Raw genomic sequence first — 26,882 nt, 5'->3', positions numbered from 1 at the left:
ATCATGAACGCAACCGAATGCGTGCCTCGCTTCGAGCGTGCGAATCATTACTTGTCTCGGCAATTGATTCTTACACGCGATGACTGCCCATTTGGCAGCGAGATCAAAATAAAATCTGACGACAGTCAGGTCCTGTCCGCCCTTGCATCCTACGCACCGGCGACACATCAGATGAATGGCATCTACAGTGAAGCACTGATGCAGACCCGTCTGATCGCTTTCTCATTGAAAGATCGCAACCTGTCTAGCCAAAACAAATACCTGAGCCGTCGTTTTGTCTGCGTGGAGCAGTCAGCGCTCGCCCATGCCGCCCTCACCGAGGAGCTGATCCAGTGCAGTGACGCCCTGCGTGGTTTCGGCCAGACACTGGTGGTCGCGCTAAACGAGCTGCCCCTGCCGGCGGTCAGCTTCACCGATAAAAAGAAAATCCTCCACAACGTGTATCAATTGAAAGATCACGGCATTGAAATCGCATTCGACGGCTTCAATATCTACGATGAAAGTATCGAGATATTTACAACCTTGAATCTATTCGACTATATCAAGATCTCTATTTCATCCCTAGACTTGAGCCTCAAGCTTACGAGTAACCCGGAACTCTTCAATCGACTTTATGAACGTATGACCCTGCAGGCTCATAACACCAAAGTCTGCTTTATAGCGGACAGCGTCGAGCATGCTGCTAGCCATGTACTGGCGCGAGCGTTGCCCTTTGATTACTTTCAAGGGAGCCATTACTCCCCTGCCGACAACCTTTAAACCAACGTCCAGGCGTGCAATTCAGGAGAGAGACATGGAAAGCAGCACAAACCTCCCGAGAAAATACTTTGTCGTAGTCACCCATAGCCCTGCACTTCAACTTGAGCTGGAGGCACTGTTATCGAGCAAGCGCTATAACGCGTTCGGTACCTCACAGGCAAAAATGTTTGTTGAAGGCGTGACCCCACCCTCCTCCGCCCCTAAACTCATGGAGTTTATTTACCCCCACGTGGAAAGAATGGTCTCACCTGTTATCAAGCATGATACACAGCGCATTCTTTCGACATTCAAGTCCGAGTGGCAAGCGGCCCAGTCCGCTACTCAGCGCAATAACATCGCCTCCATTACAGTTGAAGCCAAGGATGACACGCGGGATCGCCTCGCTCATTCGGCCGCCGAAACCTGGCGATTAAGCAATGGCAACGGCGCTTTGATCAAGGATGATATCGAGATTGTCTTGACTGGCCTGGAGGCCACACTGCTCAAGAAAATGCTGCATCATGATGATCGTGTCGTCAGCAAGGATGACCTTATCCGTAGTATCGGTAGAGAACCCGAACACTATCGAGGTCTCGAAATGTGCCTGAGTCGACTGCAGGAGAAGTTCAAGAATGCCAGCAATGGCGAGCGTCTTTTTCGTGCAGTCAGAAATCGCGGGTATTGCCTGATACAAAAAATCGTACGTGGAAAAAACCTGATCTAAACAAATAAAACATTCACTGGCCGTGCACTACAATAACAATAATGCACACCGGCCTGCTTTCTCTATCACCCTGGCCTCTCCTTCGATAAAAACCCACGTCACCCTGCTACAACATCGACTATTTATAACGCGCCCCGCCACCCTGATATGCCGGCCACCCACACTAACGCCCCGTTAGAAGTCGTCAGACACCCCTCACGGCAATAACTTAATCTGTTTACTGACGACAGCGCCGCCCTTTGGCGTTTCAGTTCGTCAACGGATGGCCCTCTTATAAAAACAATAACACTTGCCAGATCAACTTTGGTTCTTGTCTGTCGACTCGCGTATGGACGTATTTTGGGGATATCGCATGGTTAACAATCTTCGTATCAATCGAAATACCACTCTCAAAGGATTGACCTTCTGGGGACAGTGGGCATTGGGTCAGGGTTTTGTTGTCACCCTGTTACTTCTATTGGTTTATAACCAGACGGGAACGGTAGAGTTTTATTATCGTGTGTGCGCAACACTGACGGTACTGGCATCGGTGCCCGCCTATACATGGTGTGGTGTTTATGCCAAGAAGGATAATTACCTGGAAGGGTTGATCCGATTATTGATGGGTTGGGCAATGACTTTGGCGGCGTTGGCTATTGTGGCCTTCCTGTGCAAGGCCAACGAACTGTTTTCCCGTCAAATCATTCTGGTCTGGGCAATCGGCAGTTATGTCGGGCAGGCACTGCTGTATGTCCCGCTGCAGGGTTTCTCGAAGTACTACCAACGCTCGCTTCAACGTGAGCGCAAAACGCTCATCGTGGGGACTGGCGAGCTGGCTTTGGGCTTGGCCAGCAAACTTCGAACACTCGAGCACTTCCCGCTGGTTGGCCTGGTCAGTTCCGACTCCACGCCCCTGCTGGAGGCGGGTGCACCTCCTGTCGTTGGCCCGCAAGAAGCGCTGCTGGACCTGATCAAGGCCCACGAGATCCGACGCCTGTACATCACGCTGCCCCTGAGCGAGGCGGCACAGATCGAAGCCATGTACGGCGACTTGCTCGATGCACACGTCGATGTTGTCTGGGTGCCGGACCTGAATAGCCTGACCCTGCTCAATCACTCGGTCAGTGATGTGGATGGCCTTCCGGCGATCCATTTGAATGAAAGCCCGCTCACCAGCCAACCCACCGCCGCGCTAAGCAAAAGCCTGCTCGACAAGAGCGTGGCACTGATGGCTATCGTGGTTCTGAGCCCGCTGCTGTTGGCCATCGGCCTGGCGGTCAAACTCACCTCCCAGGGTCCGGTCTTCTTCAAACAGGACCGTCATGGCTGGAACGGCAAGGTGATCAAGGTCTGGAAGTTTCGCTCGATGCGCGTCCATGACGATCACGAGGTGAAACAGGCCAGCCGTAACGATTCGCGGATTACACCGGTCGGACGCTTCATCCGTCGTACCTCGCTCGATGAGTTGCCGCAGTTGTTCAATGTCTTGCAAGGCCACATGGCCCTTGTCGGGCCGCGTCCGCATGCCGTTGCTCACAATGACTACTACTCCGGCAAAATTCTCGCCTACATGGCTCGCCACCGAATCAAACCGGGCATCACCGGCCTGGCTCAAATCAGTGGATGCCGCGGCGAGACCGACACCCTCGACAAGATGCAGCAGCGCGTCGAGATCGACCTCAAGTACATCAACAACTGGTCGTTGTGGCTGGACCTGAAAATCCTGGTGAAGACCCCTTTCACCTTGCTCTCCAAGGACATCTATTGATGGGCGGATAGTCGGGCACAGGCAACACATCAAGGGGACGCAAGTCCCCTTTTTCATGGGTAAGGATTGAGTTCCGCTGGCGGCGTTGAGCTGCCGCGCCAGCCACACGAAACCGCAGGATCAGCGACGCGTGCCCGTTCCCGGCACAGACTGTCCAAGGCATCGTTTCATAGGGGGTCGAAACGCAGCGAGCGCCGCGCTGGAGGCTCAGGGTACGACCGGCCACGGTCTTCCCTTTCGCGTGTGGGCCCTGCGATCTACAAGGCTTGTCGCCCTGTAGATCGCCCGCCATCACTCAGTGATTTTCTCGAAGTTACGGTAGAACAGGTCACTGTCACGGCTATCGGTCATGGCGTGCAGCGAGTAGCTGCGGTTGAGCCGGGCACCGCCGTCCCGGGTCAATGGCGACCAGACGATATTGGCGCGGCGCATCGTCGACATGCTCATCATTTCGTCGAAAGGAATGGACAGGTAAATGCCCTTGTCGAAGCTGCCCTCACCGTACTCCGCACTAGTCGCGGTGGTGATGGTGGCCCAGGCACCGAAGCGCACACCGTTGGAGAATTCGCGCGACAGGTCGACCGTGGCCCCCCAGTCCCGCGCCAGGTAGCGTCCGACGCTGACGGCTGCCTGGGCATCGAACGGCAAGTCGGTATAACCGGTGACGTGGCCGGTAACGGTCGAGTAGTCACGCAGGCCAAAGCCCTGGTCGAAGTCACGCTGGCGAACGTAGTTCAGGTCTGCGCCGACCGACCAGCGCTCACCCGCCGGGCGAAAAAGCACTTCACCACCGACGCCAGCAAACATGGACTCCAGATAGCCACCGTAAACCATGCCATACAGGTCCTTATCCAACTGCTTGGCGTGGTTGAACTGGAAGGTGGGCATGGTGACGTCGGAAGTCGTCAGGTACTGGCGCAGATCCGTGCGCACCCGTGGCAATCCACTCGGTGCATCGTAGGTAAAGTGGTCGTAGTTGTTCAGCAGATTGACGCTGAGCAGGCCGCTCCACCAGGTATTGCGGGTGAAGCGGTACTCGGCATCCGCATCGGCCGTCACCTGATAAAGCAACCCGTCAGGACCACCGACGTTCTGTTTGTAGCCCAGGCCGACACCGTAGTTGAAGGGATCACGCGCCTGGGTATAAAGCGTCGTCTCCGCGTGCGGCATCGCCCCGTTGACCTCGGTGGTGCGATGCAGACTTTGCAGCGGCTCTTCATTGTTGACCACTTCGCGGAACGTTTGACGAGGCACGCTGGTTTCTTCCAGCGGCATGTCATAGCGCTTGTTCACCAGGGTGAACCAGTCGATGTCGTCGTTGACGCTGTTGTCCAGGATACGGCTGGCGCGGCCAACGGCTTTTGCCGAATGGAAGTAATTCGCCTGCTCGCCGTACACGAACAGTTCCGGCCCCCGCTGAGTGATGCGCTCGACCTTGTAACCGGCATTTTTCTGCAGGCGTTGGGACACGTCGGCCCAGTTGACCTGATCCGGTGCGGTGGTCGGTGCTTGCGCAGGCAGGCGTTCAGCCGGCGGGTCGTAGGTCTTGGCCGGCGCCTTGCGGCTGACGAAATTGGTGTGCAACGTGATGCCGAACATCGCGGTGTTGCCGCGCTCCCAGGCGGCGCTGAGATCCACCGAATCCGTCAGCTTGAACACCGCGCCAATGTTGATCGGCGAGTCCTGCTTGATGGCGTTGTCCTTGGGCTCGTTCTTGTAGTCGTTGCCTTCGTATTCGAGCTTCAGGCTGAGAGGATCCCAGGGCGTCTGGTAGCTCACGCCACCGAAGAACGAGGGCCTTCCACGAAAATAGGCATTGGTGTTGACGTCACCGGTGCCCTCGCCCTCAGGCCGGGTCTTGAAGCGATCGTCGATCCAGCCCGCCGGGTTATCGAAGTCACCCCGATTACCCAGGTATCCCCAGGCAATGCCGGCGCTGAAATCGAAGTCGTCATAGCGTTTGTTAGCCACCAGAAATTCGCTGGAGAACAACCCGGTGCCCCCCACGTCGCGAAACCCCAGGGCCAGCTCGGGCGCCCAGTAGCTTTCCTGCCACAGGCGCAGCTTGACGTCCACGGCCTTGTCTTTATAGCTCTGGTCGCCACTGAGCGACTCCGGGCCGTAGGGACGGTTGGTGATCGCGGTGTAGCGGAACGAACCTTCAAGCCATTCGAATGGCTGCAATGAAACACTGTAGCGACTGTACGGACGGGTGCGATTGGCATTGACGCTCAACTCGCCCGCAGGCGCCATTCGGGCCGTGGGGGTCTGCAACAACCCGACCCCGCCAAAATCATTCTGAGTCCATCGCGGTTCGGCATGGGCCAATCCACAAGGCAATAACAACACGGCTGCAAAACGTAAACTCAAGGAACCACCTCAGCCGTTTGTGTGGCAAGAAATTCAGCCAACTGCTGATTCAGTTCAGGTATGGGCGGATTTAGATCGTCGGTTCTCACGGGAACCAGGATTTTGCTGCCGGCGGCAGGCACCTGGCCGCTCTCGCGATTCCACGGCGCAATGCCGACGCGGCGGGTCACGCCATCGGGCTGGATGAGCCACAGGTAATCGGGGTCGGCATCGGCAAGGGGCGCGCACGCCTGCAGGTAATCACGGGCCTGCAGCATGGCGCGATGCTCGAACCGGCACGGCTGCGCGACGGCGCCCAGCACTTCAACCACGTTCGAACGCATGGGGTAGACCAGGCTGTCGCCGTCATCGAGACGGAAGTTGCGAGCAAACCCAACCTCCACAGCGATCGGGTCCAGTATGGCAACCTGACGTCCCGTGACCGGCCAGCGGCTGACTTGCTCATGCAATTGCATCGCTAACGCAGCGCGACCGGTTTGCTCGAAGAGCAACGCGGTACGTTGCAAGACTTTCAAATCGAACAGGACACCGGCTTTCAGGCGCGTCTGCTCATCGAGCAACGGCTCGCGCAACCAGGCGGCGGCCAGCCAGTAGCCCTCGGGATTGGGTTGCGCTGAGCGGATCACGTCCAGTACGCGCGCGCCGGCAGGCAGGTCGACCGGCCCCGGATTGCGTACATCGCCACTGACGGTCACTGCCGCCACGCTCACACCGCTGGTGACGAGCAGCAGGCATGTCCATAACAGGGAGGAAAACTTCAACGGACAACCTCGCGTTCAGAGGTCAGTCGAACGATCTTCACCCGCAATCGCTTCGTCAGCTGCTGCTCACTCTGCAGGATGAAACCGTTGTCCGGGTCGACCCAATAATGATTGGTCGCATGCAGGCCAATCGCCGGTGCATCAATCTGCTCATCGACACGCAGCACAGCGTATTCCTTGTCCAGAATCCTGATGGTTTCCATGGGCTGTCGCACAAAACGGCTGTTCAACGCCACACCCGTTTCATAGCCGTGATAAAGATCGATCCAGCGTTGACTGCTGTAGCCATCGGGCACGCGATGAAGGCCTTGCTTGAAAGGCGAGGTGTCGGCCACACGAGTGCCGTCCAGATCGCCCTCCAGACCAAGGCCAACGCTGCGCACCGCCAAACCGTCGCGCAGCAACAGCACTTGCTTGCCGGACGCTACCCAGTACTGCAAGTCATCTCGCTGGCGCACCATCGCCAACACCCCCTCGCCGGAAGGGGTGGTCAGTTTGAGTTGGGGATAACGAATCGCGGCCACCTGGGCCGGTGTCACGTCCAGTTCGTCGGGCCCGCTGACCGCCCCTTTCAGGTTGGTCAACGTGGCCGTCATCAGGGGATTACATCCACACAACAGCAAGGCCGCCATCAAGCAGACGCTAACATTCAACGTTCTCACAGTTGGATCAGGCCTTATCGGTTGTTGGCTTCGCTCATGTTGTTTTGCGCGGCTGCGCCGATGCCGATAATCGAAGCCGATGGCACCAATTGACTGATAAAGCGGTTCCAGCGGGTGACGTTGGCAGGTCCAACGTAAACAATGTCCTTGGGGTGGACATCAAAGTGCGTAGCGAGGGCCATGGCGGTAGGCGATTCGGCTTGCAGCTGAAAGATTTTCGCCGGTTCCACATCCAGGTTTTCCACACCCCTGATGACATACACGGCGTTGCCGTTGGACGTGGTCTGATTCAACCCGCCCACCGAACCGATAACGTCGGACAGGTTCATGGTGCGGGTCTTGAACGTCAACGCGCGCGGCTGATTGACCTCACCCATCACATAAATCTTTTTGTTGTCGTTGTACGGCAGGTACAACTGGTCACCGCCTCGCAGGTAGACCTTCTGCAACTCGGAGTCCTGTTGATTGAGCGCATCGAGATTCAGCGGATAGACCCGACCGTTGCGCGTCAACAGCAACCCGGACAGATCGGCATTCAACGGATCGATACCCGCGGAACCCAAGGCTTCGACAACGCTGAGCGGGTTGGTGGAAATCGGCTGCGGACCGGCCTTCAGCACAGCGCCCGACACCACGACTTTCTGGCTGGCAAAGCGCAACACGGCGACATCCACTTGCGGATCGGAAATGAACGTCGACAACTTCTCGGCGATATCGGATCGCAGTTGCTGGATGGTCTTGCCAGCGGCCCGGATTTCTTTGATGTAAGGGTAATAGAGCGTGCCATCGGACCGGACCAGGCGTCCGTTCGCATCGATCTGCTGCTGCGCCCCCGAAGGCGCGGTGAGTTCGGGGTGATCCCAAACCGTGATGTACAAGACATCGTTATTGCCGATGAGGTACTCGGCCGGTGCCGCCAGCAATTCCGCAGGCAGTGAATCGCGCGCAGGTGTGGCTCTTTCCATGGCAATCAGCTTTGGGGTGATAGGAATCAGCTCGACCCGACTGCTTTCGCTGGACCCTTCACGAGTGATATCACTGGTACTTAGATGTTGACCCGGCGAAAACATGCAACCTTGCAAAGCAATACTTGCCAGCATTAAAAAAGGAAAACGACGATTCATAATGGCACTACGCTATTCAAGGGCAAACCAAAACAAGATCACCCGGGATTAACCGGGCGATCTTGTATTTAAACCTGCGGGATTTTTCAGTTACTTGTACCGGTGGTCCCGGTAGTGCCAGTGGTGCCGGTGGTTCCGCCATTGGAACTTCCACCACTGTTGGACGCTGCAACTCCCGCTGCAACCAATGCCGTACCGGCCAGGACGGCCTCCGTGGCGGTTACGCTACCGACGACTGCCGTGTCCGTAGTCAGCGGTTCTTCTGCGGCGAGCGCCCAACTGCTGGTCAGGGATAACAGGGCTATTACCATCATTCTTTGCATATCAAACTCCTCCCTGATACTCGCCCCTTTGGATTGATACCAGGTGTCCGGTTAATTACAGAACATGATCAAGCCGCAGGGTGTCGAATCGAATCCGTTATTCGTCGCCAACACCGCATGACTGACACACGTTGAACGGCAGTCTTTATATGTACGGGCTTACCGCCCCCATGACCAGTCAATTTTTCCGACGATCCTTAACGTTTCCACCGGAAATAACATTCGCGCGAAAAACCTTACCCCTGGTACCCCCCGGGATGCCCGGATTGCCAGCGCCAGGTGTCCATCATCATCTGCCGCAAATCCCGGGTGGCCTTCCAGCCCAGCTCCTGCGCCGCCTTGGAGGGATCGGCCCAACACTCGGCGACGTCGCCCGGGCGGCGCGGCATCACGCGATAAGGCACTGGTCGGCCCGAAGCCTGTTCGAATGCCTGCAGCACTTGCAGGACGCTGTAGCCGTCACCCGTGCCCAGGTTCCAGATGTTGATGCCGGTGCGCCCCGAGATCGCCTGCAATGCCTTGAGATGTCCGTCCGCCAGGTCCACCACATGAATGTAGTCGCGCACACCGGTGCCATCGACCGTGGGGTAATCGTCACCGAACACCGACAGTTCTTGCAGGCTACCTACGGCAACCTGGCTGATATAGGGCACCAGGTTGTTCGGAATGCCGCGGGGGTCCTCACCCATGAGCCCACTGGGGTGCGCCCCGACCGGATTGAAATAGCGCAACAACGCGATGCTCCAGCGCGGGTCCGTCTTACACAGATCCTGCAACACGTTCTCCACGATCAACTTGGACTGCCCGTAAGGGTTCGTGGGGGAACCGGTGGGGAAATCTTCACGGATCGGCATCTGCTCAGGGGCGCCGTAAACCGTCGCCGACGAACTGAACACCAGGCGGAATACGCCGGCCGCCGCCATCGCCTGGCAGAGCGTGACGCTGCCACTGACGTTGGCCTGGTAATACTCAAGCGGTTTGCGCACGCTTTCGCCGACCGCCTTGAGCCCGGCGAAATGCAGCACGGCATCAATGGAATGCTCTTGGAAAATCCGGTCCAGCAAGGCCCGGTCGCAGACATCCCCTTGAATCATTAATGCGGTTTTACCGCAGATGGCTTCCACCGCATGCAAGGCGGCAGCGGAACTATTACTCAGGTTATCCAGCACAATCACTTCAGCGCCCGACTCAAGCAGCGCAAGTGCAGTGTGCGAACCGATATAACCGGTCCCACCCGTTACGAGTATTTTCATAAAACGGTCCATAATGGGGATATTTGAAGGACTAACTAGCAAGCGCCGTGTTTAAAACACTCACTCACCGCAATTAAACATCCTGCTTAATTAGCACCTTGCAGAACCCGACACCACGAACACATACCGACTAAAACTAACTAAATAACATTCATGCCGACAACTAATAACAATTACCCACTACCCTCCCTCTAACAATTGCCACCCACAATCGCCTCATGTATTAAGTAAACTTGGCAATACATCGCAACTCACGACCCAAGTTAAGTCATATCCCATCGGGTCGTGAACAATGACTTCCCAGGAACTCACTATGATTCGTAAATGCTTGTTCCCCGCCGCTGGCTACGGCACGCGTTTCCTGCCTGCAACAAAAGCAATGCCCAAGGAAATGCTGCCGATCGTCAACAAGCCCTTGATTCAATATGCCGTTGAAGAAGCACGGGATGCCGGCCTTCAGAACATGGCGATCGTGACCGGTCGGGGTAAGCGGGCGCTGGAAGATCATTTCGACATCAGTTATGAACTGGAACATCAGATTCGCGGCACCGAGAAAGAAAAGTTTCTCGCCAGTACCCGGGAGCTGATCGAAACCTGCACCTTTGCCTACACCCGCCAAGTCGAAATGAAGGGTCTGGGGCATGCCATTCTCAGTGGTCGACCGTTGATCGGTGATGAACCCTTTGCCGTGGTGCTGGCCGACGACCTGTGCCTGAACCTGCACGGCGACGGTGTCCTGGCGCAGATGATCAAGCTCTACAAAAAATTCCGCTGCTCGATCGTGGCGATCCAGGAAGTGCCTCGCGATCAGACGCATAAATACGGTGTGATCGCCGGAGACCTGATTTCAGAGGGCATCTACCGGGTCAATACCATGGTGGAAAAGCCGGCTCCCGAAGACGCGCCGTCCAATATGGCGATCATCGGGCGCTACATTCTGACCCCGGATATTTTTGACTTGATCGCGGACACTCAACCCGGCAAGGGCGGCGAAATCCAGATCACCGATGCGCTCATGAAGCAGGCGAAAAACGGTTGCGTACTGGCCTACAAGTTCGACGGCCTGCGCTTTGATTGCGGTAGTGCGGAAGGCTACATCGACGCGACCAACTTCTGTTATGAGCAGCTGTATCTCAAGGGCCTTTAACCAGCCCCACATCGCTCCCGCTCCGGAGCTGTCGTTCCCATTCTTTCATCCAGGCGGACCACTATGAACACAGTAAAAAGCTCGGTAGAGATCGAACTGAAAACGGGCAACTTCGGAGCGATGGCGTGGCTGTCTAACAACCCGTCGTTTGCTTCGACCGCGAGGATCGGCACCGACACGCCCCTGCTGGTGGAGCGCATCGGCGTGTTCCCCTCATCGGGCGATATCCACCGAAGAATCAACGACCCGCGCCCTCTCCTGGCATACCTGAAGAACTTCTATGCGCACCAGGCCCTGGATGTCGACGAGCGTGACGGCCTCAAAGTGATTTTCGTCGACTGGCGCTTCCGGGTTCACATTCCCCGGGGCGATGCGGCGATCGTCATCAATGTCGAGACACGCCGCGATCCCGATCTGATGCCGCTGAAAACCGCGGAACTGCTGGGCCATCTGGAACGCTTCGAGCACAGGATGAGTTGCCCTGGGCAGTGAATGATTATTTCAACGCTGCGCCACACTCACCCTGGGGCGATACCGCTTCGACCCCGTCCACGATCAAACGATAGAAAAAATCTGCGATAAGCCGCCCTCCAGTGCCGGGGATGGGATGGATCTTGTCGGGACCGATCATGGGCGTTGGGCCGTTGCTGGCATAGCGCTTGAAGTCCGGACCAAACGTGCATTGCAGACTTGCATACACCAGGTGCTGTGAACGCGCCCAGGGCTCCAGGACCTGGGCATAATCCGACATCGGATAGGCACTGGATCGCGTCGTGTCCTCGCGCAGGATCAGTTGGATGCTCGCCGCCGGATGAACGTCGCGGATCATCCCCACCAACCCTTTTATGTTCTCCAGATACGCCTGGGGCTTTACGCCAAACCCTTGGTCGTTGCCGCCCAGCATGATCAGGTAAACGTCTGCCGGTATCTTCGCAACGACCGCCTTCCACTGCGCCTGCCATTGGCTGTCGGGATGATAGAAATCAGCCGACGCGGCACCGGACGCGGCGAGTTTGGAGACCCTGACGCCGCCACTGTCGTTGGCCATCCACAGGCCGAACAGCGTTGGCGCACCTCTGACTACCTCGATCCTGAGTGCCCAATCAGGGCTGGCTGGAACGCCGGCCAGTTCCACAGCCTGGACACCCGAACCGGCAAGGCGCAACGGGTGCCAGCTATCCCCCGCCCCCCACCGATACCGCAGTTCATTGACGTTGCCGTTGCCGTTGCCCAGGTAAAATAACCTGGCCTGGGCAATGGACGTGTTGATGGCAGCGGTTTGCCTGGCATCGACCTCAAGATAGGCCCCCGCCTGCCCGGTGAGGGTGCGACTGTCGGGACTCGCCTGCCCGAGCGCGGAAACATCCCACTCACCGCCGAAGTACTGCTGGTTGCTACGGGTGTACTTGTAGTTCGTACCGCCCAGTGCCGCGCCATGATTGAATCCGACATAGCCGGGCCCGGCGAAGCCGAAGTCCTTCGCCAATCGTTGAGTGAGCTGATTGAGATAAAAGTCCTGGCCCGCGCTGTAGCTGTCACCGATCACCGAGATCGCCAACACCTTCCCTTTGACTTCACCCAGTTGCGCAAGCCGTTGGCGAACACTTTTGACTTCGATCACGGGAACCGGAACGGGAGGTACCGCAGGGACATCCATCATGGATTCCCTCCTCTATCGGCACTCAGGATTGAGACACCTTCAATCCGGCTTCCGGGGTAGATTTACGAGCCGCGCGCTCACCCAGAAACAGCACCGAAGTCAGGCTGAACCGGCTGAACACATTGGCCAGCAGCACGGGCCCGATCAATCCGCTCAGCAACCCGCCCAAGACCAGCACACTCTCATCGGTGACACCCAAACGACCCAGCGCAAAACGTGACGTGGCGGCAAACAGCACATGGAAAAGGAAGATGGCGTAGGAATACCCGCCAAGCCAGATCAGCAATCGCGAGCGCATGTCCGTCGACAACAGGGCGACACAGGACACACAGCCCACAAGCAACCCGACCAGGCTTCTGCGATCAACAATCAGCTCGCGATCCACCGTGGCAATGTAGAGCAAGGCTATCGATATCAGGATAAACACAACGGGCCCGATGCCTTTGAGCGAACGCTTCAAGGCACCCACGTTTTCCTGGCAGATCATCCCCGTCACAAAGAAAGGCAATAGATAAACAGCCCCATTGATACCAAACGCATCAACTGGAAAGGCCGGCATCAAGAACACCACCGCCGAAAACACAAACAACAGATACAGGTGCAAGGGTGTGCGCAACAGCCCGCGCCACTGGAGAAAACCGACCAACATGAAAATGATGAAAACCGCCTGCAAGAACCAGAAGTGGTTGACCGGTAGATAAAACGACAACAAGGCATCGAGCAGGCTCACGTCCTTGTTAACTCCCGGCCCCACGGCCTGCAGGAGCGAGAAGGGAATGCCGACAAAAAACAGCGGTACGATCAACCTTCTGACCTTACCGACACAGTAAGTGGAAAAATCGTTACCCCTTACTTTGTAAATGGAATAGATGTAGCCGGATATAAAGGTGAACAGTGGCATCCTGACGTAAACCATCGAATCTGCAATCACTCGAAATGGCGACCCCAAGTCTATTTTCAATCCACCGTCCAACGGTCCTATCACGTGATAGAGCACCAGCAGCAGGCACGCCAGCCCACGAAGGGTTTCTATTTCCAACGACTTGTTCTTGCTTTGCATGGAACACGAACCTCAGTTCAATATTCTGGTTTCAATTAACTCAGGCTTCTTTGCGCGCAATTGCAGCCCCAGCCCCACAAACAGAACGGGCACCACCATGGCGAAATGTCGTGCAAAGGAGCCGAAGTCCGGCTCGAACAGGCCTTGCACCAACAGGAAAGACAGGGGAATCGCGATCAGTTCTTTGACTTTCGGTTCGATGCTCAAGCCCTTGTAGTCGCGGGAAGTCATGATCTTGAACATCAGCATCGAGGTCATCATCATCAGGACCACAAAGATGATCTGCCCCAGACCGGACAGCAGGATCAGTTCCACAGGGAATGACAGCCGGAAAAAAATAATCATGGAATCCAGGGCCTGTGACACAAAATCACCGCCGTTTATCCACGATATGATCAATGACTTCGAGCCTTCCTCGCCCAAGGTACGTTGTTCATTGCTATTGGCTCGGATGGACGATACCGAGTAGCCAGCCAGCAGTTGAATCGCCGTTGCAATCGCCAGATAGAACGCGAACAACATCAGGAAAAAACTGAACCGCGATAGGTGTTTTTTCATGATGCAGACGCCGACCCAGACCAGCGAAAACAGTATCCAGTAAGGTCGGACCAGGATGCCGTAGAACAACGCCGAAAAGAAAAATCCGGCGCGGTATTTTCTTGAACATGAGAACAACAGGATGGCGATCATGGCCACCGAAACAATGATTTCCTTGGTCAGGTTCTCCAGGAAAAATGACCTGACAACACCCCACAGACACAAGGTCAGGAATATCGTCAGTGGCATTCTTCTGAAGATAAAGATGGGAATTGCAGTCAAAAACAGGTTGCACAGCATCCCGTAGGCCCATGCGTTTTCCAGATTGATTCCGGTCGGACGCAGCACATAGGCCGTGCAATCATAAGAAGAGCGCTCGGGAGAAAAGGGATTCCAGAAATTGCAGCTATCCGCACGCGCGTAGGAAGACCACAGTGTCATGGCATCGGGGCCAGGATCGCGGTGCATCAGCAGCGGCATTGCAATGGACAGAAACAAGCCGCTGAACAAGATGAGGAACGACAGGGATGAGTCGAGTTTGCTTCCACGAAACTCAATGGACGGCAAAGATAAAGCCATTACGAAATCCCCTTTTCCCGGGCAAATCGCGTCAGTAACGCAATAACGACCAGTTGCACGACAATCGAGAACACATTGCCCCAGGCTGCGCCATAAATTGAAAAATGCTTGATGAGCACATAGCTCACGGGCAAGGAAACCAGCAAACAAACCGCTGCACTGATCACCGAAACCCGACTGTTTTTCGAGGCAATCAGCCCTCCCCAAACAATGTCGCCGATGGCGCGCAGGGCAAAAGAGAAGATCAGAACAGACAGGATTTTGTTATCCGGGCGCGGCACTTCCACCGCCACATAATCGAGCAGAATGTAGAAAAAGGCGTAGATCAACACGGCGACGGCGCCGCATAGCACCACGGAACGCATCACCCATTGGTTCAGGAACAGTTGCCGAACCGTCAGCGCCTGTGGATTGTCCTTATAGCGCTTGGCAAGGACCGGGATGCCAACGACCGCAACCACGGCATACGACAACGCTTGCAGGGTGTTGGCGGCCGACCACGAATACACGTACTTGCCGAGGCTCGCATAAGGTTCGATTTCGACGATAAGGAAACGCTCGAAGTACTGACTCAATATCATCAGGCCGCCGCCCAGGTAAAACGGCAACCCTGCTTTCCAGACAGAAGACGGGGTAATGACACTGGCCACTCGCCCGCGGTGGACGTCAACAACAATGAGGTACCCGGCAACCATCACCACGACGTTCGAGACCACCCACATCCATAGCACACTGTCGATCGTGGAAATCACCCCTGCCATGAGCCCGCCAACGGCAGCCAGCGCCCAAAGTCCGGTTTTTATAAAAAACAGCAAGGCGCCCCAATTGGCTTTTTGCGCTGAAAAAACAAACGAGTTGATTTCAAAGGAGAGGTGTTCAGTCAACAGCAGAAGCGTGACACAGGCGATCAACGCCGCACTCGCCTCGACATGACTGACGAGCGAGTAAAGGGCAACCGTCAACGTCGATAACACCAACCCCACAGCCAGGTACAACAGCAGTACCTTATCGACGACAAGCCGTGTACTTCCCCCGATGCTGATCAGTCGATTGATTTCAGAACTGAAGCCTACGCTGTAGAACTTCGAGGCAATGATCGCGGCAGCCATGACGACACCGTAAAAACCCACGGCTTCGTAGCCCAGATAACGCGTGACCGCCAGTACCAGCAAAAACTTCGCGCCTAACGCACCTCCGCGAAGCAACAAGCGAAATATCATCGAATAATCCCTTTGATGATATCGTCCATCATTACCGATTTAGCTTCGATGCCCTTACAGGTATCCGTCAGCCTCTTGCCGAAACGCGATAACGCCTCAGGGGCATAGACAGTGTTAATGATGTAATCGACATCAATGTCGCCACCGTTGACCACCCAGTCTTCAACACCCATATCCTGATAGGCGCCGAAACCTTTTCGCTCATAGCTAATGTGAAAGGCTGGAACACCGGCGAGCAACGACTCGATGGCGCCGTGCAGCCTCACCGAAATCACCAGGTCCGGTTGATATTTGGACAGGGTCGCTTTCAAAGGCAGCAGTTCTTCAGTGATACCGAGCTCGCGGTAAAACGCCCCGTCATCGTTGCCACGCACAGAACTTTGCACAGCGCACACCACCTTGCTTTTGTCTCGCAGCCTCCTCAACAGAAGCTTCAGCTTGGCAACGTAGTCGCGTTTCTTTTCTTTGCTCCATTGAGGTGGCTTGCGCAGTACAACGCAAACCACACCAGGCGATGAGGCACAATGGATGAACTTTGGTTGTGCCAGAATCTTGCTCGCCAACGCCTGGACCGCCAGGTCTGGCGCGCGATAAACATTTTCATTGGTCTCAAACAGGGCCAAAGAACTGTTGTCCCTCACGAAAACCGCATCGGCACTGGCGTAGTGCTCGACGATAGGGCGGCTCTCGCCGTGAAAGGGGCCGATGTTCTGTGGCAGGTAAACCGACGGCACTTTGCTGAGGATGGCCGTTTCCAGTTGCTTGGCATGGCCGAGCTTGAGTTTGAGATGTTCCAAAGCGCTTTTCGAACGCATGTAGCCGCCGCCCACGCCCACAATCAAGTCAGTCGTACTCAACAGATCCTCGAGCTCCGAATAAGACTCCTTGAGGAAGATCGCCTCCTTTACTCTCTTCAATCCCCTGGCCGCCATGACCGGTGCGCCATAGCGTTTATAAGGAAGATAACTGAATGATTTCGGGTCTGAGGCAACGACGTTGATCGTGGTGTCGGCGCCAAAGTTTCGCAGTACCAAGGCAATGGACAAGTCCACAAGAAGTCCATCTCCGGAATTGGACGCACTGTAGCCATGCAAAATAGTTACGTTCATTGTCTTGAGTTCACTTAATGAGTTTGAGCGCAATACACGTCGTAGGTCTGCTGAATCATCAACGTCGCACTGAACCGCTCGCGCACGACCCTGCGACCTTCGGCGCCGAGTTCTGCCAACTTATGTTTGCTGATATTCACCAGCAGGCTGGCCAGCGCCTGATGATCGCCGGAACCGAACACGTAGCCGGTGACGTCATGCGTCACCAATTCAGGAAGTGAAGTACAGTCGCTGGCAATGACCGGCAAACCCATCGCCATGCCTTCGAGGGGCACCATGGCGAAGCCTTCCCAGCGACTCGGAACGATCAAGACATCGGCCTTTTTATAAAGGTCATTCACCTCGCTCGGGCTCACCCAAGGCAGATAAACAACCGAATCAATGGCCGGGCATTCGACAGAGTCCGAATTGACTGCGCTGCCCACGATCGTAAGCTTCAGATCGGCTCGCTCCACTTGGGAGAACGCCTTGAGCAGGACATCAAAACCCTTCTGGTAATCCAATCGACCGACAAACAAAAGATGGATATCCAGATCGACTTCGGGCTTGCTCTCATCCTTCCTATAAGGAATGCCGTTATAGATCAGCTTCATGCGATGACGGTCGATACCGAAGTCGGCCGCTTTATCCATCTCGTACTGACTGACACAAACAATGGTGTCCGTCACCTTCTGCAAAAGCCGCTCAATCAGCGAATAGACTTTTTGTTTGGCGGGAGAACTCTCCATCAAGAACGAAAAGGCGTGCGGGCAATAAATGACTTTGGGTGAACGCCAAGGACGCATGACCAGACAGACACAGCGTCCGATCACGCCGGAGAACGTGCTGTGCAAATGCACGACATCAGGCTTTTCCTTGAACATGACGCGGATCAGTTGCCAGGCAAATCGCAGGAGGGAGAGCACGTCCCTCTTCTTTCGCGTAAAGGTCCTGATCTGGCGTTCATCAATGCCGGGCAGTTCCTGTTTCTGATCGAGAGGGATCAGATACACCAGTTCATACTGTTGATCTTCACCCTCGGGAGGTGTCGATATCGTGCGAATGACTGTCGCAACGCCACCCTTGATCGTTTCTGCCACGTGTAGAATTTTCTTCACAACCCACCCTTCTCCATGAATCTGATCGTCAGTAATCAAAGACCGAGAGTGGTCACTACGTCCCCTCTCGACCTGACTTGCATCACGATTTGTCAGAGGCGTATTCGTAGTTGTAATAGCCGTAGCCGCCATTACCGTAATAACTGGATGCCCGCTTCTCCACGCCGTTGAAGATGGCGCCCTTCAACTCGATGCCGTTTTGTGCAAAGCGGCGGATCGTCAACTCGATTTCCTTGGCCGGGTTCACACCAAAACGCGTCACGATCAGATTGATGGCGGCTTCACGGCCGACGATGGCGGCATCAGTCACCGCCAGCAACGGAGGCGTGTCGATGATGACCACGTCATACAGTTCGCTGAGTTCTGCCATGAGCGCTCTGAAGTTGGCATGCATCAACAGTTCCGAGGGGTTAGGCGGAACTTGCCCACGGCTGATGAAGTGCAGGTTTTCGATCTCGAGCTGATTGATCGCCTGCTCGAGGTTGCAGCGCTTGGCCAATAGATCGGACAACCCATTGTCGACCGAGGTGGCCAGGGTTTTGTGCAGATGACCTTTACGCATATCGGCATCGATCAGAACGACCTTTTGCCCGCTTTGAGCAATGACAGCGGCCAGGTTCGAGGACACGAAGGTCTTGCCGACCTCCGGGCTTGGGCCCGAAATCATGATCCGGTTGTTGGTGGCATCCAGTCCGGCGAAATGCAGGCAGGTGCGCAGGCTGCGTATGGACTCGATGGACAGATCCGTAGGGTTGCGCAGTGCCAACAAAAAAGACTCGCGGTTTGCATCATCGCTCAACCGGGTCTTTCTAGTGTCCTGTTCCTGTTGCAAGGCGCTGTATGGAATAGACGCATAGACCGGCAGGCCCAACTGTTCGATGGCTTCCGGCCCTTCGAGTCCGCGGCTGAGCGATTTGCGCACCAGCACCAGGGCAACGCCGACAAATCCGCCCAGGAAAGTCGCAATCAGTACGATCAAGGCCTTGCGTGGCTTGATCGGGTTGGTCTTGTCCACGTCGGCCACATCTATCAGCCGCGCGTTACCGACCGCCCCTGCCCTGACGATGTCCAGCTCCTGGGATTTGTTCAGCAGTTGGGTGTAGATCTGGGTGGCCACTTCTACATCACGGGTGAGGTTCAACAGCTCTTGTTGTGTCGCGGGAAGCCCCTGGACTTTTTTCTCCAAACCGCGTCGCTGGCTATTCAAATCGCCCATCTGCGTCATCAGGGCGCGATAGGCCGGGTGCTCACGGGTGAACTTGCGGTCCATGTCCGCCTGCTGGAGTTTCAAATCGGAGATGCGTGTATCCAGCACCACGATCTGTTCCAGTACGGATTTGGTCTCGAGCGAAATGTTGACGGTGTTGCCACCCGTTTGATACGTATTGAGCGCGTTGCTGGCCTTGGCCAGATCCTCTTTGACTTGCGGCAATTGAGCTTGCAGGAAATCCAGGCTCTGGGCGGCCTCGGCAGAAGTACGTTGTACGTTCTGCTCCACATAAAGTGTCGAGACCTTGTTCAGGATCTTCACCGCCAACGCGTAGTCGGTGCTGGCCAGTGCCAGGCTGATGATGCCCGACTCTTTGCCCTGCTCGGAGACTTCCAGGTCGTCCTGGTAATCCTGAATGGTGACGATGCGAGGGTTGCGCACGACTTCGAATCGGGTGCCGGGATTGGCGGCCATGGTTGCGACGTGCACCGCTACACCATTTTGTGCGATTTCTTCGCCCGTCGCCCCGTCCAGCAGCAAGGCGCCGTCGTCGTCGAACAGTTTGAATCGTTGCTGCTCGGCGGCAACCAGCGTCAGCTTTTTACCCAGCAGTTCATCCGGCAGATCGAGCTTTGCGAACTCAAGACGTTCGCCCCCCCATGCATAGCCGTTCAGCCCCAGGCGCGCAGGCGCGACACCGCCAGCATCATCTCCCTTGTAACGCCTGGCCAAAAAGCCGCCGATCACAGGGAAGGTGTTGGGTGTTACCACGATATCGAGATGCAGATCATCGACCGTTTTGCCGATGATCGTCCGGGACTTGATGATGCCGATCTCGGTCGCCGCCGGTGATTGCCCGCCGAGCATGCTGCTGATGTCGGAGAAGCCCAGCATGTCGTTCTTTTTGGGCTCCACCTGCACTAACGCATTAGCCAGATACACCGGCGGTGCCAGGACCGCATAGGCGGCACCGGCGACCATGAACGCTCCGGTGATGGCACCAATCAACCATTTATGATCAATCAACGTGCCTACCAGGCCGAGAATATCAATCTCGTCTCTATCTTTATCCCGGGTGCTGAGTACTGACGGTAACTGCATAATGTCTATTCTTTTACCATTATCACTAATCTGAAATTCATCCATCAACGTCCGAGGCGCTGCGCCCATGAGCCAACGGCATCTTTAATCAATGCATGGGCATGGACGAAAGCAGCTTTTCCTTGACGATACGGATCCTTGATTTCTCGCTCACTCTGCCACTTGCCCAAAAGAAACACTTTGCCTCTTGCGTGGGATGCAATACCGAGCACTTCCTTTATATGTTCCTTTTCCATGACGAGGATGAGATCGGATTCATTAACAATGGCTGGGGTAATCTGGCGCGCTTTAAATCCTTCGGCAGCGACCCCCTGGTCTTCAAGCACCTGGCGTGCATTGGATTCCATAGGCTCGCCCACCCGCGCGTTCAGGCCCGCGGAGGTCACTACGATATCGGAGGGTTCCAACGCGTTGCGCAGCAATAATTCGGCCGTAGGACTTCGGCAAATATTGCCGACGCAGACAATAAGTATGTTTCTGAACAAGGCTACGCTCCCCGTACTGTGTCGATTTGGCCAATGTATCGCCCCGACAGGGTCGGTCCCGCATTCAGAGATGGATCAATCCTATTGATGCAAGCATATTAAATACCACGACACGCAAAAAACGCCCTACTGGAATAGCCGGACTAAAAATAACGATCTTTTGGAATAACTACTTTCCCCGACAAAAAATAACATTCCGTTACTTCAGGTTTAATTTCGAACGCTGTGGTGATATGGCTGTATTTCCTTCATCTACAGAAAGGATTAATTCGCTTGCCACCGGGAGACTCTGTCATGACCCTCATGCGTTTTAGACGCCTGGCCACTTCAACACTTTTAGCACTCGGCACGTCCATCCACGCTTATGCGGTTGAATCGTTCCCCGCCCTCGAAAAAGACAAGCGAGTAGGCGTCCAGGTAAAAATACAAAACTTCTCGGCCACCGACGCCCGACAGATCAAGGACGCGGGGTTCGGGTTCGTGCGCTTCGGGGTATGGACCAACAGCCTGGCAAGCCCGGCGTATCGAACCCTGATCAGCGAGGCCTTTGCCGCCACAAAATCCGCCGATCTTCCGGTGCTGATGACCATCCGCTCGACGAAGGCGCTGGCCAACTCCACCAGTAGCAGTGATCTGGCCACTGCCGGCGAGACATTCGCCAACGCGATCATCGACCTGGAAAACACCTATCGCACACAACTGGTCGCCATTGAGATCTGGAATGAACCGGACTTGCCGACCTACTGGCCCACGGGGAACTTCGAGACCACATTCGTTCCGTTCATGAGCGCCGTCTGCAACGCCCTACAACAGCATGAACACTCAACCCCGGTCATCGGGTTCGGGTTTGCCCGTGCCCCCACCAAGGGTTCCGCATCCACGGCGGCATTGAGCAAAATCGTCACGGATTATCCCCAGTGCATCCGCGCCGTTTCATATCACCCCTATGGCATGTCGAGCACCGAAATCAGTCGGGCTCAAACATTCATATCCGAAAACTTTCATTTACCCGGCGTCATTTCCGAGTGGGGGGTTGCGTCACTGTTCATGAACGGAGGCACTACGGGCCAAGCATCGAAATTGGCCAGTTTCATTAAAGAGACCCATCAACTGGATATCGCACTGACGTCAATCTATGAATGGAAGAACAACGACTCAGGCAGTAACGACCGGGAGAAAAATTTCGGTTTGAACACCTCTGACGGTCAATCAAAGCCTGCGGCGAATGCCGTACAAGTCATCTTGAAATCGAAATAGCCCATCACGCTGTATCGAAGCGAACTAATTCCTGTCAACGAATTCTGAATAGCTTGCTTCATCCATCGCCAGCTCTGCTTCCACCAGTGCTTCCAACAAAACGGCCTGTGCTTCGATGCGCAGGCCGTGCTGAAACTTTCGCGACTGGTTCATTTGCTCGATCAACACATGGGTAACTTCAAAAGGCGAGCTGCATTTCACTCGTTTCAACCAGCCCGGAATGCTCTTTGCCGCTTTGACCTGCGCCATGCCAAGCACGCCCGTCATATTGTCCGGATAGTGCTGCCTTGAAACGGCCAACAACTCTTCAAAAACTTCGGTGAGTTTCTTTAAGGTATAACCGAGAATAAGATCATCGAAGGCCTTCACAATGCCAGACACCCGTTTTCCTTGTGAGGTCATATTCCCGCCCAGCACAGCTGCATATCCGCTTTACACTACACGTCATCCGGACTTGATGATCGGACATGTTCTAACGTTATAAATCACCTCGATTGAATGCACTTGTGCAGACTTCCATCGAACACCTGTATGACGCTTGATTGACGATTTATAACAGTGAACAGCATTCGGCCTGTATGTCTGCCGAGGGGCCAGCGGTCAGCTGGGTTGAACCCGCGCGCCGTTTTGGCATCGTATTTACCGATTACCGCGCCCCACCTTTCAAACAACCGTTTTCAGGTTGTTGCCGCCGGGGCCGTCGATACACGTACACGCCCTTGAGTGGCTGTCAGCCCTCGGGTAATGTCAACAGACCCATAGGACAGAGCACGCCCATGACTTCCAAGCTGGAACAACTCAAACAAATGACCACCGTGGTTGCCGACACTGGCGACTTCGAAGCGATCGCTCGCGTTAAACCGGTGGACGCTACCACCAACCCTTCCCTGCTGCTCAAGGCAGCGGCCATCCCCGGTTATGCCGATCTGCTGAATGCTTGTGTCAGCGACTGCAAGGGCGATGTCGGCCTGGCCAGTGACCGTTTTGGCGTCGCCGTGGGGCAGGAAATCCTGAAAGTGATCCCTGGCCGCATTTCCACCGAAGTGGACGCGCGCCTGTCGTTCGACACTGACGCCGTATTGAAGCGTGCGCACCGTCTGATCGAGCTGTACGAAAACGCAGGCATTGGCCGTGACCGTGTGCTGATCAAGATCGCCTCCACCTGGGAAGGCATCCGCGCAGCCGAGATCCTGGAAAAGGAAGGCATCCAGACCAACCTGACACTGCTGTTCTCCTTCGCTCAGGCTGCCGCTTGTGCTGACGCTGGCGTATTCCTGATTTCGCCGTTCGTGGGTCGCATCTACGACTGGTACAAGAAAGCCACCGGCAACGAATACACCGGTGCGGATGACCCGGGCGTGCAGTCGGTGACGCGTATCTACAACTACTACAAGGCCAACGATTACAAAACCGTGGTCATGGGCGCCAGCTTCCGCAACCTGAGCCAGATCGAACAATTGGCCGGCTGCGACCGTTTGACCATCAGCCCGGACCTGATCGACAAGCTGGCGGCAGATACCGGCAAACTGGAACGCAAACTGGCACCGGGGCATGCCGGTGAAGCGCGCTTGAACCTCAACGAAAAGCAGTTCCGCTGGTTGTCCAACGAAGACGCGATGGCGACCGAGAAACTGGCTGAAGGCATTCGTCAGTTTGCCCGAGACCAGGAGAAGCTTGAGGCGTTGCTGCAGGCCAAGCTGTGATCTGAGCCGTTGAAATGCAAAAAGGGCGAACCCTGGTGGGTTCGCCCTTTTTTCTGCGCGATTGATTGCGGTTTGGCTTTGCGCTTACAGGTGTGGTGTCTGGAAAGACGCCTTCGCGGGCAAGCCCGCTCCCACAGGGGATTAGTGGGGCTGCCAGGGTAAAAGGTCAAACAAAGAACCTGTGGGAGCGAGCCTGCTCGCGAAGGGGCCAGTCCGGCCCACATCACGTCAGCGGATCAATGCCGCTCCAGCGCATTCACCAGGTCATGAAACGCTTCACGATTGGAGTCGTTCAGGCCCATGAGGATCTTGTGCGCTTCCAGCACCTTGATCCGCACCACCTCTTCGGACTGGTCCTGATCAGGCAAATCGTCCAGGCATTCCGGGCACGGCACCGGCTTGTCAACGATGTTGAAAACCTGTTCGAAGCCCATGGACTGCAACAGACGAGTGATGTCTTCGTGGGTGGTGACGACGGTCGGCAGCAGGCCGACCTTTTGCCGCGACAGGATCGACAGCTTGGCCAGCAAGCCAAGGGTGGTGCTGTCGATGCTGCGGGTTTCGGTCAAATCGATCACGATCGCGTTGAAATTCATCGCGGTGAAGATTTTCTCAATAGTCGCATCCAACGCCGAACACAGGGTCAGGCGAACTTCACCGATGAACTTGAGGACGAAGGTGCCGTCCTGTTCGGCGAACTGGATTCTACCGGTACTCATTAAAGATTCCTGCTCAACACCAACAGGGCGATATCATCCGGCATCTCCCCTAGCGTGGCCAATCCAAAAACCTGCCGCAGACCATCCAGGCTGCCGCCCGCTGCCTTGACCCGTTGGGGCAACGCAGCTTCTTTTTCTTTGAGTGTGGGTTCTGGCAAAAGGTCCAGAATGCCATCAGACATCAGCGACAGGCTGAACGTCGGCGGCAGTTCCAGCACGTGGTCTTCGTAGGTGGCTTCGTTGAAGAGGCCCACCGGCAGGCCACGCCCTTCCAGATAACGAACACTGTCGGGTGTGTACAACACAGGCAACGGCAAATGACCGCCGATGCTATAGGTCAACAAACCTGTCTCCTCGTCGATGACTCCACCGACCATTGTGACGTGTTTACCCAGCTTACAACTGATCAGGCCCCGGTTGATATGACCAAGAACCTCTGAAGGCTTGAATTCCGGCAAGGTGCCGCTGCGCTTGGACTCGAACAGCAAGCGCGTGGTCATGAACTTCAACAGCACGGTGACGAAGGCTGAGGAGGCGCCATGACCGGAAACATCCGCCAGGTAGAACGCAACCCGACGCTCGTCGACCCGGAAATAGTCCACGAAATCACCCGACAGGTACAACGACGGGATGATCTGGTGAGCGAATTTGAACTCATCGATGGTCCAGGGACTGACCGGCAGCATATTCATCTGCACCTGGCGACCGGCGTTCTGGTCTTCCTGGAGCAGGTTCAGGCTGGCGGCCAGTTCGCGGTTGGCCTTTTCCAGCTTCTCGCGGTAGCGCTGGTTTTCCAGCAGCAGGCGCGCACGATCCAGGGCCCGGCGCACGGAGTGCTCCAGCACAGCCAGATCTTCAAGAGGCTTGATCAGATAGTCCGCAGCCCCCAGGCGCAGCGCCTCGACCGCATCGTTCATCACGCCGGCACCCGACACCACGATCACCGGCGTTTGCGGCGACAGCTCGGTGACCTGGCGAATGAGTTCGAGTCCGCCCATCTGCGGCATGCGCAGATCGCAGATGACCAAGTCGGGCTTGTCTTGCTCGAATACCTGAAGACCCTGCTGGCCATTGCTGGCCTGCAAGACGCTGAAACCACTGTCTTCCAAATAGGCGGCGAGGCTCGCGCGCACTACTTCGTCATCATCGATTATCAGCAGCGTGGCACTGGTTTTTGGCATGTGGGCAAACGGCGCCAGAATTAGGTTGGCGTAGGGGCTCGGGGTTTTGGCCCGGCTCACACTACTGGATTCGCTTTCTAGCCTCTCTGGCGCACCGTTTTCGAGCACTTGCCCTACACACAGGTTCACCAGAGGTGCCCTTCTAAGGCGCAGACGGTACTCCCATCCGCGAGGCGTTTCAAGCTCACGCCGATGGTCGCTTGACGTCTGCGCGCTGCAAATCACCGGGAGTTATAAGAACCGTCAAAACCGTAACTCAATGGAAGGACTGAAGCGGACGCAAAAATGAAGAAGGCGGCTCAATGGCCGCCTTCTTCAATGACTGGTCGAGATCAGAAATCGTCTTCAACCTGACCGTCTTTCACTTTGAACTCACGGTTTTGCAGGTATGCATTGCGAATGAAGGTGTACTTGTCGCCCGTGATCAATTTTTCGGAGGACAGCAGGTTCGCGCGGGTATCGACGATGTTCAGACCGAACACCGAATTACGCACCGGCACGTCGTTGATGTAGGGGTACGGGCCGGTGTAACCGTCGACATACTTCGATGGCGCGTCACGCAAGGTACTTGGGCCGAGCAGCGGCAGCATCACGTAAGGACCGCTGCCGACGCCCCAGTAACCCAGGGTCTGGCCAAAGTCTTCGTCATTGCGCTGCAAGCCCATTTTGGTGCCGACGTCGAAGAAACCCAGCAGGCCGAAGGTGGTGTTGAAGATCAAGCGTGCTGTATCGACGCCTGCCGCCGCGGGTTTGGCCTGCAGGATATCGTTGGCGAGGTTGGTCACATCGCCAACGTTGCGGAACATGTTATGGATGCCGTCTTCAAGGAACTGCGGCGTCACGAACTGATAGCCCTGAGCCAAAGGCTTCAATGCATAGGTATCGACCACGTCGTTGAACTTGTAGATCGGACGGTTGATGCTTTCCCAAGGATCGTCTTCCGAGGCTGCCTGGGCAACGAACGGAACCAGCAGCACGCTGGCGGACACACAAAGCTGAGCTAGATGATGGCTCCAGCGCATAGAAAAACTCCTTGGATTTGTACCGTTGCCGGGCATTTAGCTCGACGCAAAGACCGCTAGTATAAGACGCAAACGCCACTTTAGGCAGCATTA

General features: G+C 55.7%; 25 protein-coding genes. 7 read left to right on the top strand and 18 right to left on the bottom strand.

What is annotated here, in order from left to right; translation table 11 throughout:
• Nucleotides 1–3: 3 nt before the first annotated feature.
• From HNQ83_RS07215 to HNQ83_RS07205, 3 genes are all read left to right on the top strand, one after another.
• Entirely contained in the window at nucleotides 4–759 is a 756-nt protein-coding gene (locus HNQ83_RS07215) for an EAL domain-containing protein (RefSeq protein ID WP_137807622.1), read from the top strand.
• 34 nt (nucleotides 760–793) lie between these two features.
• Nucleotides 794–1,462: a helix-turn-helix domain-containing protein gene (locus HNQ83_RS07210; RefSeq protein ID WP_175388315.1), complete on the top strand. Its 669-nt coding sequence runs from the start codon at nucleotides 794–796 to the stop codon at nucleotides 1,460–1,462.
• Nucleotides 1,463–1,814: 352 nt separating this feature from the next.
• Nucleotides 1,815–3,209, top strand: a complete 1,395-nt coding sequence (locus HNQ83_RS07205; RefSeq protein ID WP_175388314.1) for an undecaprenyl-phosphate glucose phosphotransferase — start codon at nucleotides 1,815–1,817, stop codon at nucleotides 3,207–3,209.
• 291 nt (nucleotides 3,210–3,500) lie between these two features.
• On the opposite strand, the gene HNQ83_RS07200 is transcribed toward HNQ83_RS07205, so the two are convergent.
• The 6 genes from HNQ83_RS07200 to galE form a co-directional block, all read right to left on the bottom strand.
• Nucleotides 3,501–5,579, bottom strand: coding sequence for a YjbH domain-containing protein (locus HNQ83_RS07200; RefSeq protein WP_175388313.1), 2,079 nt, complete (start codon nucleotides 5,577–5,579; stop codon nucleotides 3,501–3,503).
• A complete protein-coding gene (locus tag HNQ83_RS07195; RefSeq protein ID WP_175388312.1) occupies nucleotides 5,576–6,340 on the bottom strand; it encodes a capsule biosynthesis GfcC family protein in 765 nt (254 codons plus the stop codon). Before HNQ83_RS07195 ends, HNQ83_RS07200 begins: the two co-directional genes overlap by 4 nt.
• Nucleotides 6,337–7,002 (bottom strand): YjbF family lipoprotein, encoded by a 666-nt coding sequence (locus HNQ83_RS07190; protein WP_175388311.1) that lies wholly within the window; start codon nucleotides 7,000–7,002, stop codon nucleotides 6,337–6,339. The genes HNQ83_RS07195 and HNQ83_RS07190 overlap by 4 nt, the downstream gene beginning before the upstream one ends.
• 14 nt (nucleotides 7,003–7,016) lie before the next feature.
• The gene (locus HNQ83_RS07185; RefSeq protein WP_372241879.1) at nucleotides 7,017–8,126 is read right to left on the bottom strand and encodes a polysaccharide biosynthesis/export family protein; all 1,110 of its coding nucleotides are present in this window, start codon (nucleotides 8,124–8,126) and stop codon (nucleotides 7,017–7,019) included.
• 86 nt (nucleotides 8,127–8,212) lie between these two features.
• The gene (locus HNQ83_RS07180; protein ID WP_175388310.1) at nucleotides 8,213–8,449 is read right to left on the bottom strand and encodes a hypothetical protein; all 237 of its coding nucleotides are present in this window, start codon (nucleotides 8,447–8,449) and stop codon (nucleotides 8,213–8,215) included.
• Between the two features lie 236 nt (nucleotides 8,450–8,685).
• Nucleotides 8,686–9,702, bottom strand: coding sequence for a UDP-glucose 4-epimerase GalE (galE, locus tag HNQ83_RS07175; RefSeq protein WP_175388309.1), 1,017 nt, complete (start codon nucleotides 9,700–9,702; stop codon nucleotides 8,686–8,688).
• 313 nt (nucleotides 9,703–10,015) lie between these two features.
• Between galE and galU the strand changes: the two genes are divergently transcribed.
• Together galU and HNQ83_RS07165 are read left to right on the top strand one after the other, a co-directional pair.
• Complete coding sequence (gene galU, locus HNQ83_RS07170; RefSeq protein ID WP_137807631.1) at nucleotides 10,016–10,849, top strand: UTP--glucose-1-phosphate uridylyltransferase GalU; 834 nt, start codon at nucleotides 10,016–10,018, stop codon at nucleotides 10,847–10,849.
• A gap of 63 nt (nucleotides 10,850–10,912) precedes the next feature.
• Nucleotides 10,913–11,341, top strand: a complete 429-nt coding sequence (locus tag HNQ83_RS07165; protein ID WP_137807632.1) for a mannose-1-phosphate guanylyltransferase — start codon at nucleotides 10,913–10,915, stop codon at nucleotides 11,339–11,341.
• A 4-nt stretch (nucleotides 11,342–11,345) separates the two neighbouring features.
• On the opposite strand, the gene HNQ83_RS07160 is transcribed toward HNQ83_RS07165, so the two are convergent.
• The 8 genes from HNQ83_RS07160 to HNQ83_RS07125 form a co-directional block, all read right to left on the bottom strand.
• Nucleotides 11,346–12,509: an SGNH/GDSL hydrolase family protein gene (locus HNQ83_RS07160; RefSeq protein ID WP_175388308.1), complete on the bottom strand. Its 1,164-nt coding sequence runs from the start codon at nucleotides 12,507–12,509 to the stop codon at nucleotides 11,346–11,348.
• A 22-nt stretch (nucleotides 12,510–12,531) separates the two neighbouring features.
• Nucleotides 12,532–13,569: an acyltransferase family protein gene (locus tag HNQ83_RS07155; protein ID WP_175388307.1), complete on the bottom strand. Its 1,038-nt coding sequence runs from the start codon at nucleotides 13,567–13,569 to the stop codon at nucleotides 12,532–12,534.
• 12 nt (nucleotides 13,570–13,581) lie between these two features.
• Nucleotides 13,582–14,685: a hypothetical protein gene (locus HNQ83_RS07150; protein WP_175388306.1), complete on the bottom strand. Its 1,104-nt coding sequence runs from the start codon at nucleotides 14,683–14,685 to the stop codon at nucleotides 13,582–13,584.
• Nucleotides 14,685–15,905 (bottom strand): polysaccharide biosynthesis C-terminal domain-containing protein, encoded by a 1,221-nt coding sequence (locus tag HNQ83_RS07145; protein WP_175388305.1) that lies wholly within the window; start codon nucleotides 15,903–15,905, stop codon nucleotides 14,685–14,687. Before HNQ83_RS07145 ends, HNQ83_RS07150 begins: the two co-directional genes overlap by 1 nt.
• Nucleotides 15,902–17,014: a polysaccharide pyruvyl transferase family protein gene (locus HNQ83_RS07140; RefSeq protein WP_175388304.1), complete on the bottom strand. Its 1,113-nt coding sequence runs from the start codon at nucleotides 17,012–17,014 to the stop codon at nucleotides 15,902–15,904. The genes HNQ83_RS07145 and HNQ83_RS07140 overlap by 4 nt, the downstream gene beginning before the upstream one ends.
• A 14-nt stretch (nucleotides 17,015–17,028) precedes the next feature.
• The gene (locus HNQ83_RS07135) at nucleotides 17,029–18,111 is read right to left on the bottom strand and encodes a glycosyltransferase (RefSeq protein ID WP_175388303.1); all 1,083 of its coding nucleotides are present in this window, start codon (nucleotides 18,109–18,111) and stop codon (nucleotides 17,029–17,031) included.
• An 82-nt stretch (nucleotides 18,112–18,193) separates the two neighbouring features.
• On the bottom strand, nucleotides 18,194–20,422 hold the full coding sequence (locus HNQ83_RS07130; RefSeq protein ID WP_175388302.1) for a polysaccharide biosynthesis tyrosine autokinase: 2,229 nt from the start codon (nucleotides 20,420–20,422) through the stop codon (nucleotides 18,194–18,196).
• A 44-nt stretch (nucleotides 20,423–20,466) separates the two neighbouring features.
• Nucleotides 20,467–20,907: a low molecular weight protein-tyrosine-phosphatase gene (locus tag HNQ83_RS07125; RefSeq protein WP_175388301.1), complete on the bottom strand. Its 441-nt coding sequence runs from the start codon at nucleotides 20,905–20,907 to the stop codon at nucleotides 20,467–20,469.
• Nucleotides 20,908–21,201: 294 nt separating this feature from the next.
• Here HNQ83_RS07125 and HNQ83_RS07120 point away from each other — a divergent pair, with 294 nt between their 5' ends.
• Nucleotides 21,202–22,164, top strand: coding sequence for a cellulase family glycosylhydrolase (locus HNQ83_RS07120; RefSeq protein ID WP_175388300.1), 963 nt, complete (start codon nucleotides 21,202–21,204; stop codon nucleotides 22,162–22,164).
• A 24-nt stretch (nucleotides 22,165–22,188) separates the two neighbouring features.
• Here HNQ83_RS07120 and HNQ83_RS07115 read toward each other — a convergent pair whose 3' ends face one another.
• Nucleotides 22,189–22,545, bottom strand: a complete 357-nt coding sequence (locus tag HNQ83_RS07115) for a hypothetical protein (RefSeq protein WP_372241878.1) — start codon at nucleotides 22,543–22,545, stop codon at nucleotides 22,189–22,191.
• Nucleotides 22,546–22,940: 395 nt separating this feature from the next.
• Between HNQ83_RS07115 and tal the strand changes: the two genes are divergently transcribed.
• Nucleotides 22,941–23,867 carry a transaldolase gene (gene tal / locus HNQ83_RS07110; RefSeq protein ID WP_175388298.1) on the top strand — a complete coding sequence of 309 codons (927 nt, stop codon included), beginning with the start codon at nucleotides 22,941–22,943 and terminating at the stop codon, nucleotides 23,865–23,867.
• Between the two features lie 236 nt (nucleotides 23,868–24,103).
• Here tal and rssC read toward each other — a convergent pair whose 3' ends face one another.
• From rssC to HNQ83_RS07095, 3 genes are all read right to left on the bottom strand, one after another.
• On the bottom strand, nucleotides 24,104–24,586 hold the full coding sequence (gene rssC, locus HNQ83_RS07105; protein WP_137807644.1) for an anti-sigma factor antagonist RssC: 483 nt from the start codon (nucleotides 24,584–24,586) through the stop codon (nucleotides 24,104–24,106).
• Nucleotides 24,586–25,767, bottom strand: a complete 1,182-nt coding sequence (gene rssB / locus HNQ83_RS07100) for a two-component system response regulator RssB (RefSeq protein WP_175388367.1) — start codon at nucleotides 25,765–25,767, stop codon at nucleotides 24,586–24,588. Before rssB ends, rssC begins: the two co-directional genes overlap by 1 nt.
• Nucleotides 25,768–26,099: 332 nt before the next feature.
• The gene (locus HNQ83_RS07095) at nucleotides 26,100–26,789 is read right to left on the bottom strand and encodes a VacJ family lipoprotein (protein ID WP_175388297.1); all 690 of its coding nucleotides are present in this window, start codon (nucleotides 26,787–26,789) and stop codon (nucleotides 26,100–26,102) included.
• Nucleotides 26,790–26,882 lie beyond the last annotated feature (93 nt).

The organism is Pseudomonas sp. C2B4 (genome assembly GCF_013359695.1).
Taxonomy (GTDB): domain Bacteria; phylum Pseudomonadota; class Gammaproteobacteria; order Pseudomonadales; family Pseudomonadaceae; genus Aquipseudomonas.
Note: the sequence above shows the minus strand (reverse complement) of the source record. Positions and strands in the feature narration are given on the sequence as shown.

What these genes read in the sequence shown, in the direction of transcription:
- galE (WP_175388309.1), bottom strand. Translation starts at nt 9,702, where the DNA reads ATGAAAATACTCGTAACGGGTGGGACCGGTTATATCGGTTCGCACACT.
- rssC (WP_137807644.1), bottom strand. Translation starts at nt 24,586, where the DNA reads ATGAGTACCGGTAGAATCCAGTTCGCCGAACAGGACGGCACCTTCGTC.
- HNQ83_RS07145 (WP_175388305.1), bottom strand. Translation starts at nt 15,905, where the DNA reads ATGATATTTCGCTTGTTGCTTCGCGGAGGTGCGTTAGGCGCGAAGTTT.
- HNQ83_RS07130 (WP_175388302.1), bottom strand. Translation starts at nt 20,422, where the DNA reads ATGCAGTTACCGTCAGTACTCAGCACCCGGGATAAAGATAGAGACGAG.
- HNQ83_RS07180 (WP_175388310.1), bottom strand. Translation starts at nt 8,449, where the DNA reads ATGCAAAGAATGATGGTAATAGCCCTGTTATCCCTGACCAGCAGTTGG.
- HNQ83_RS07205 (WP_175388314.1), top strand. Translation starts at nt 1,815, where the DNA reads ATGGTTAACAATCTTCGTATCAATCGAAATACCACTCTCAAAGGATTG.
- HNQ83_RS07095 (WP_175388297.1), bottom strand. Translation starts at nt 26,789, where the DNA reads ATGCGCTGGAGCCATCATCTAGCTCAGCTTTGTGTGTCCGCCAGCGTG.
- galU (WP_137807631.1), top strand. Translation starts at nt 10,016, where the DNA reads ATGATTCGTAAATGCTTGTTCCCCGCCGCTGGCTACGGCACGCGTTTC.
- HNQ83_RS07210 (WP_175388315.1), top strand. Translation starts at nt 794, where the DNA reads ATGGAAAGCAGCACAAACCTCCCGAGAAAATACTTTGTCGTAGTCACC.
- HNQ83_RS07140 (WP_175388304.1), bottom strand. Translation starts at nt 17,014, where the DNA reads ATGAACGTAACTATTTTGCATGGCTACAGTGCGTCCAATTCCGGAGAT.
- HNQ83_RS07215 (WP_137807622.1), top strand. Translation starts at nt 4, where the DNA reads ATGAACGCAACCGAATGCGTGCCTCGCTTCGAGCGTGCGAATCATTAC.
- HNQ83_RS07150 (WP_175388306.1), bottom strand. Translation starts at nt 14,685, where the DNA reads ATGGCTTTATCTTTGCCGTCCATTGAGTTTCGTGGAAGCAAACTCGAC.
- HNQ83_RS07120 (WP_175388300.1), top strand. Translation starts at nt 21,202, where the DNA reads ATGACCCTCATGCGTTTTAGACGCCTGGCCACTTCAACACTTTTAGCA.
- tal (WP_175388298.1), top strand. Translation starts at nt 22,941, where the DNA reads ATGACTTCCAAGCTGGAACAACTCAAACAAATGACCACCGTGGTTGCC.
- rssB (WP_175388367.1), bottom strand. Translation starts at nt 25,767, where the DNA reads ATGCCAAAAACCAGTGCCACGCTGCTGATAATCGATGATGACGAAGTA.
- HNQ83_RS07185 (WP_372241879.1), bottom strand. Translation starts at nt 8,126, where the DNA reads ATGAATCGTCGTTTTCCTTTTTTAATGCTGGCAAGTATTGCTTTGCAA.
- HNQ83_RS07160 (WP_175388308.1), bottom strand. Translation starts at nt 12,509, where the DNA reads ATGATGGATGTCCCTGCGGTACCTCCCGTTCCGGTTCCCGTGATCGAA.
- HNQ83_RS07165 (WP_137807632.1), top strand. Translation starts at nt 10,913, where the DNA reads ATGAACACAGTAAAAAGCTCGGTAGAGATCGAACTGAAAACGGGCAAC.
- HNQ83_RS07155 (WP_175388307.1), bottom strand. Translation starts at nt 13,569, where the DNA reads ATGCAAAGCAAGAACAAGTCGTTGGAAATAGAAACCCTTCGTGGGCTG.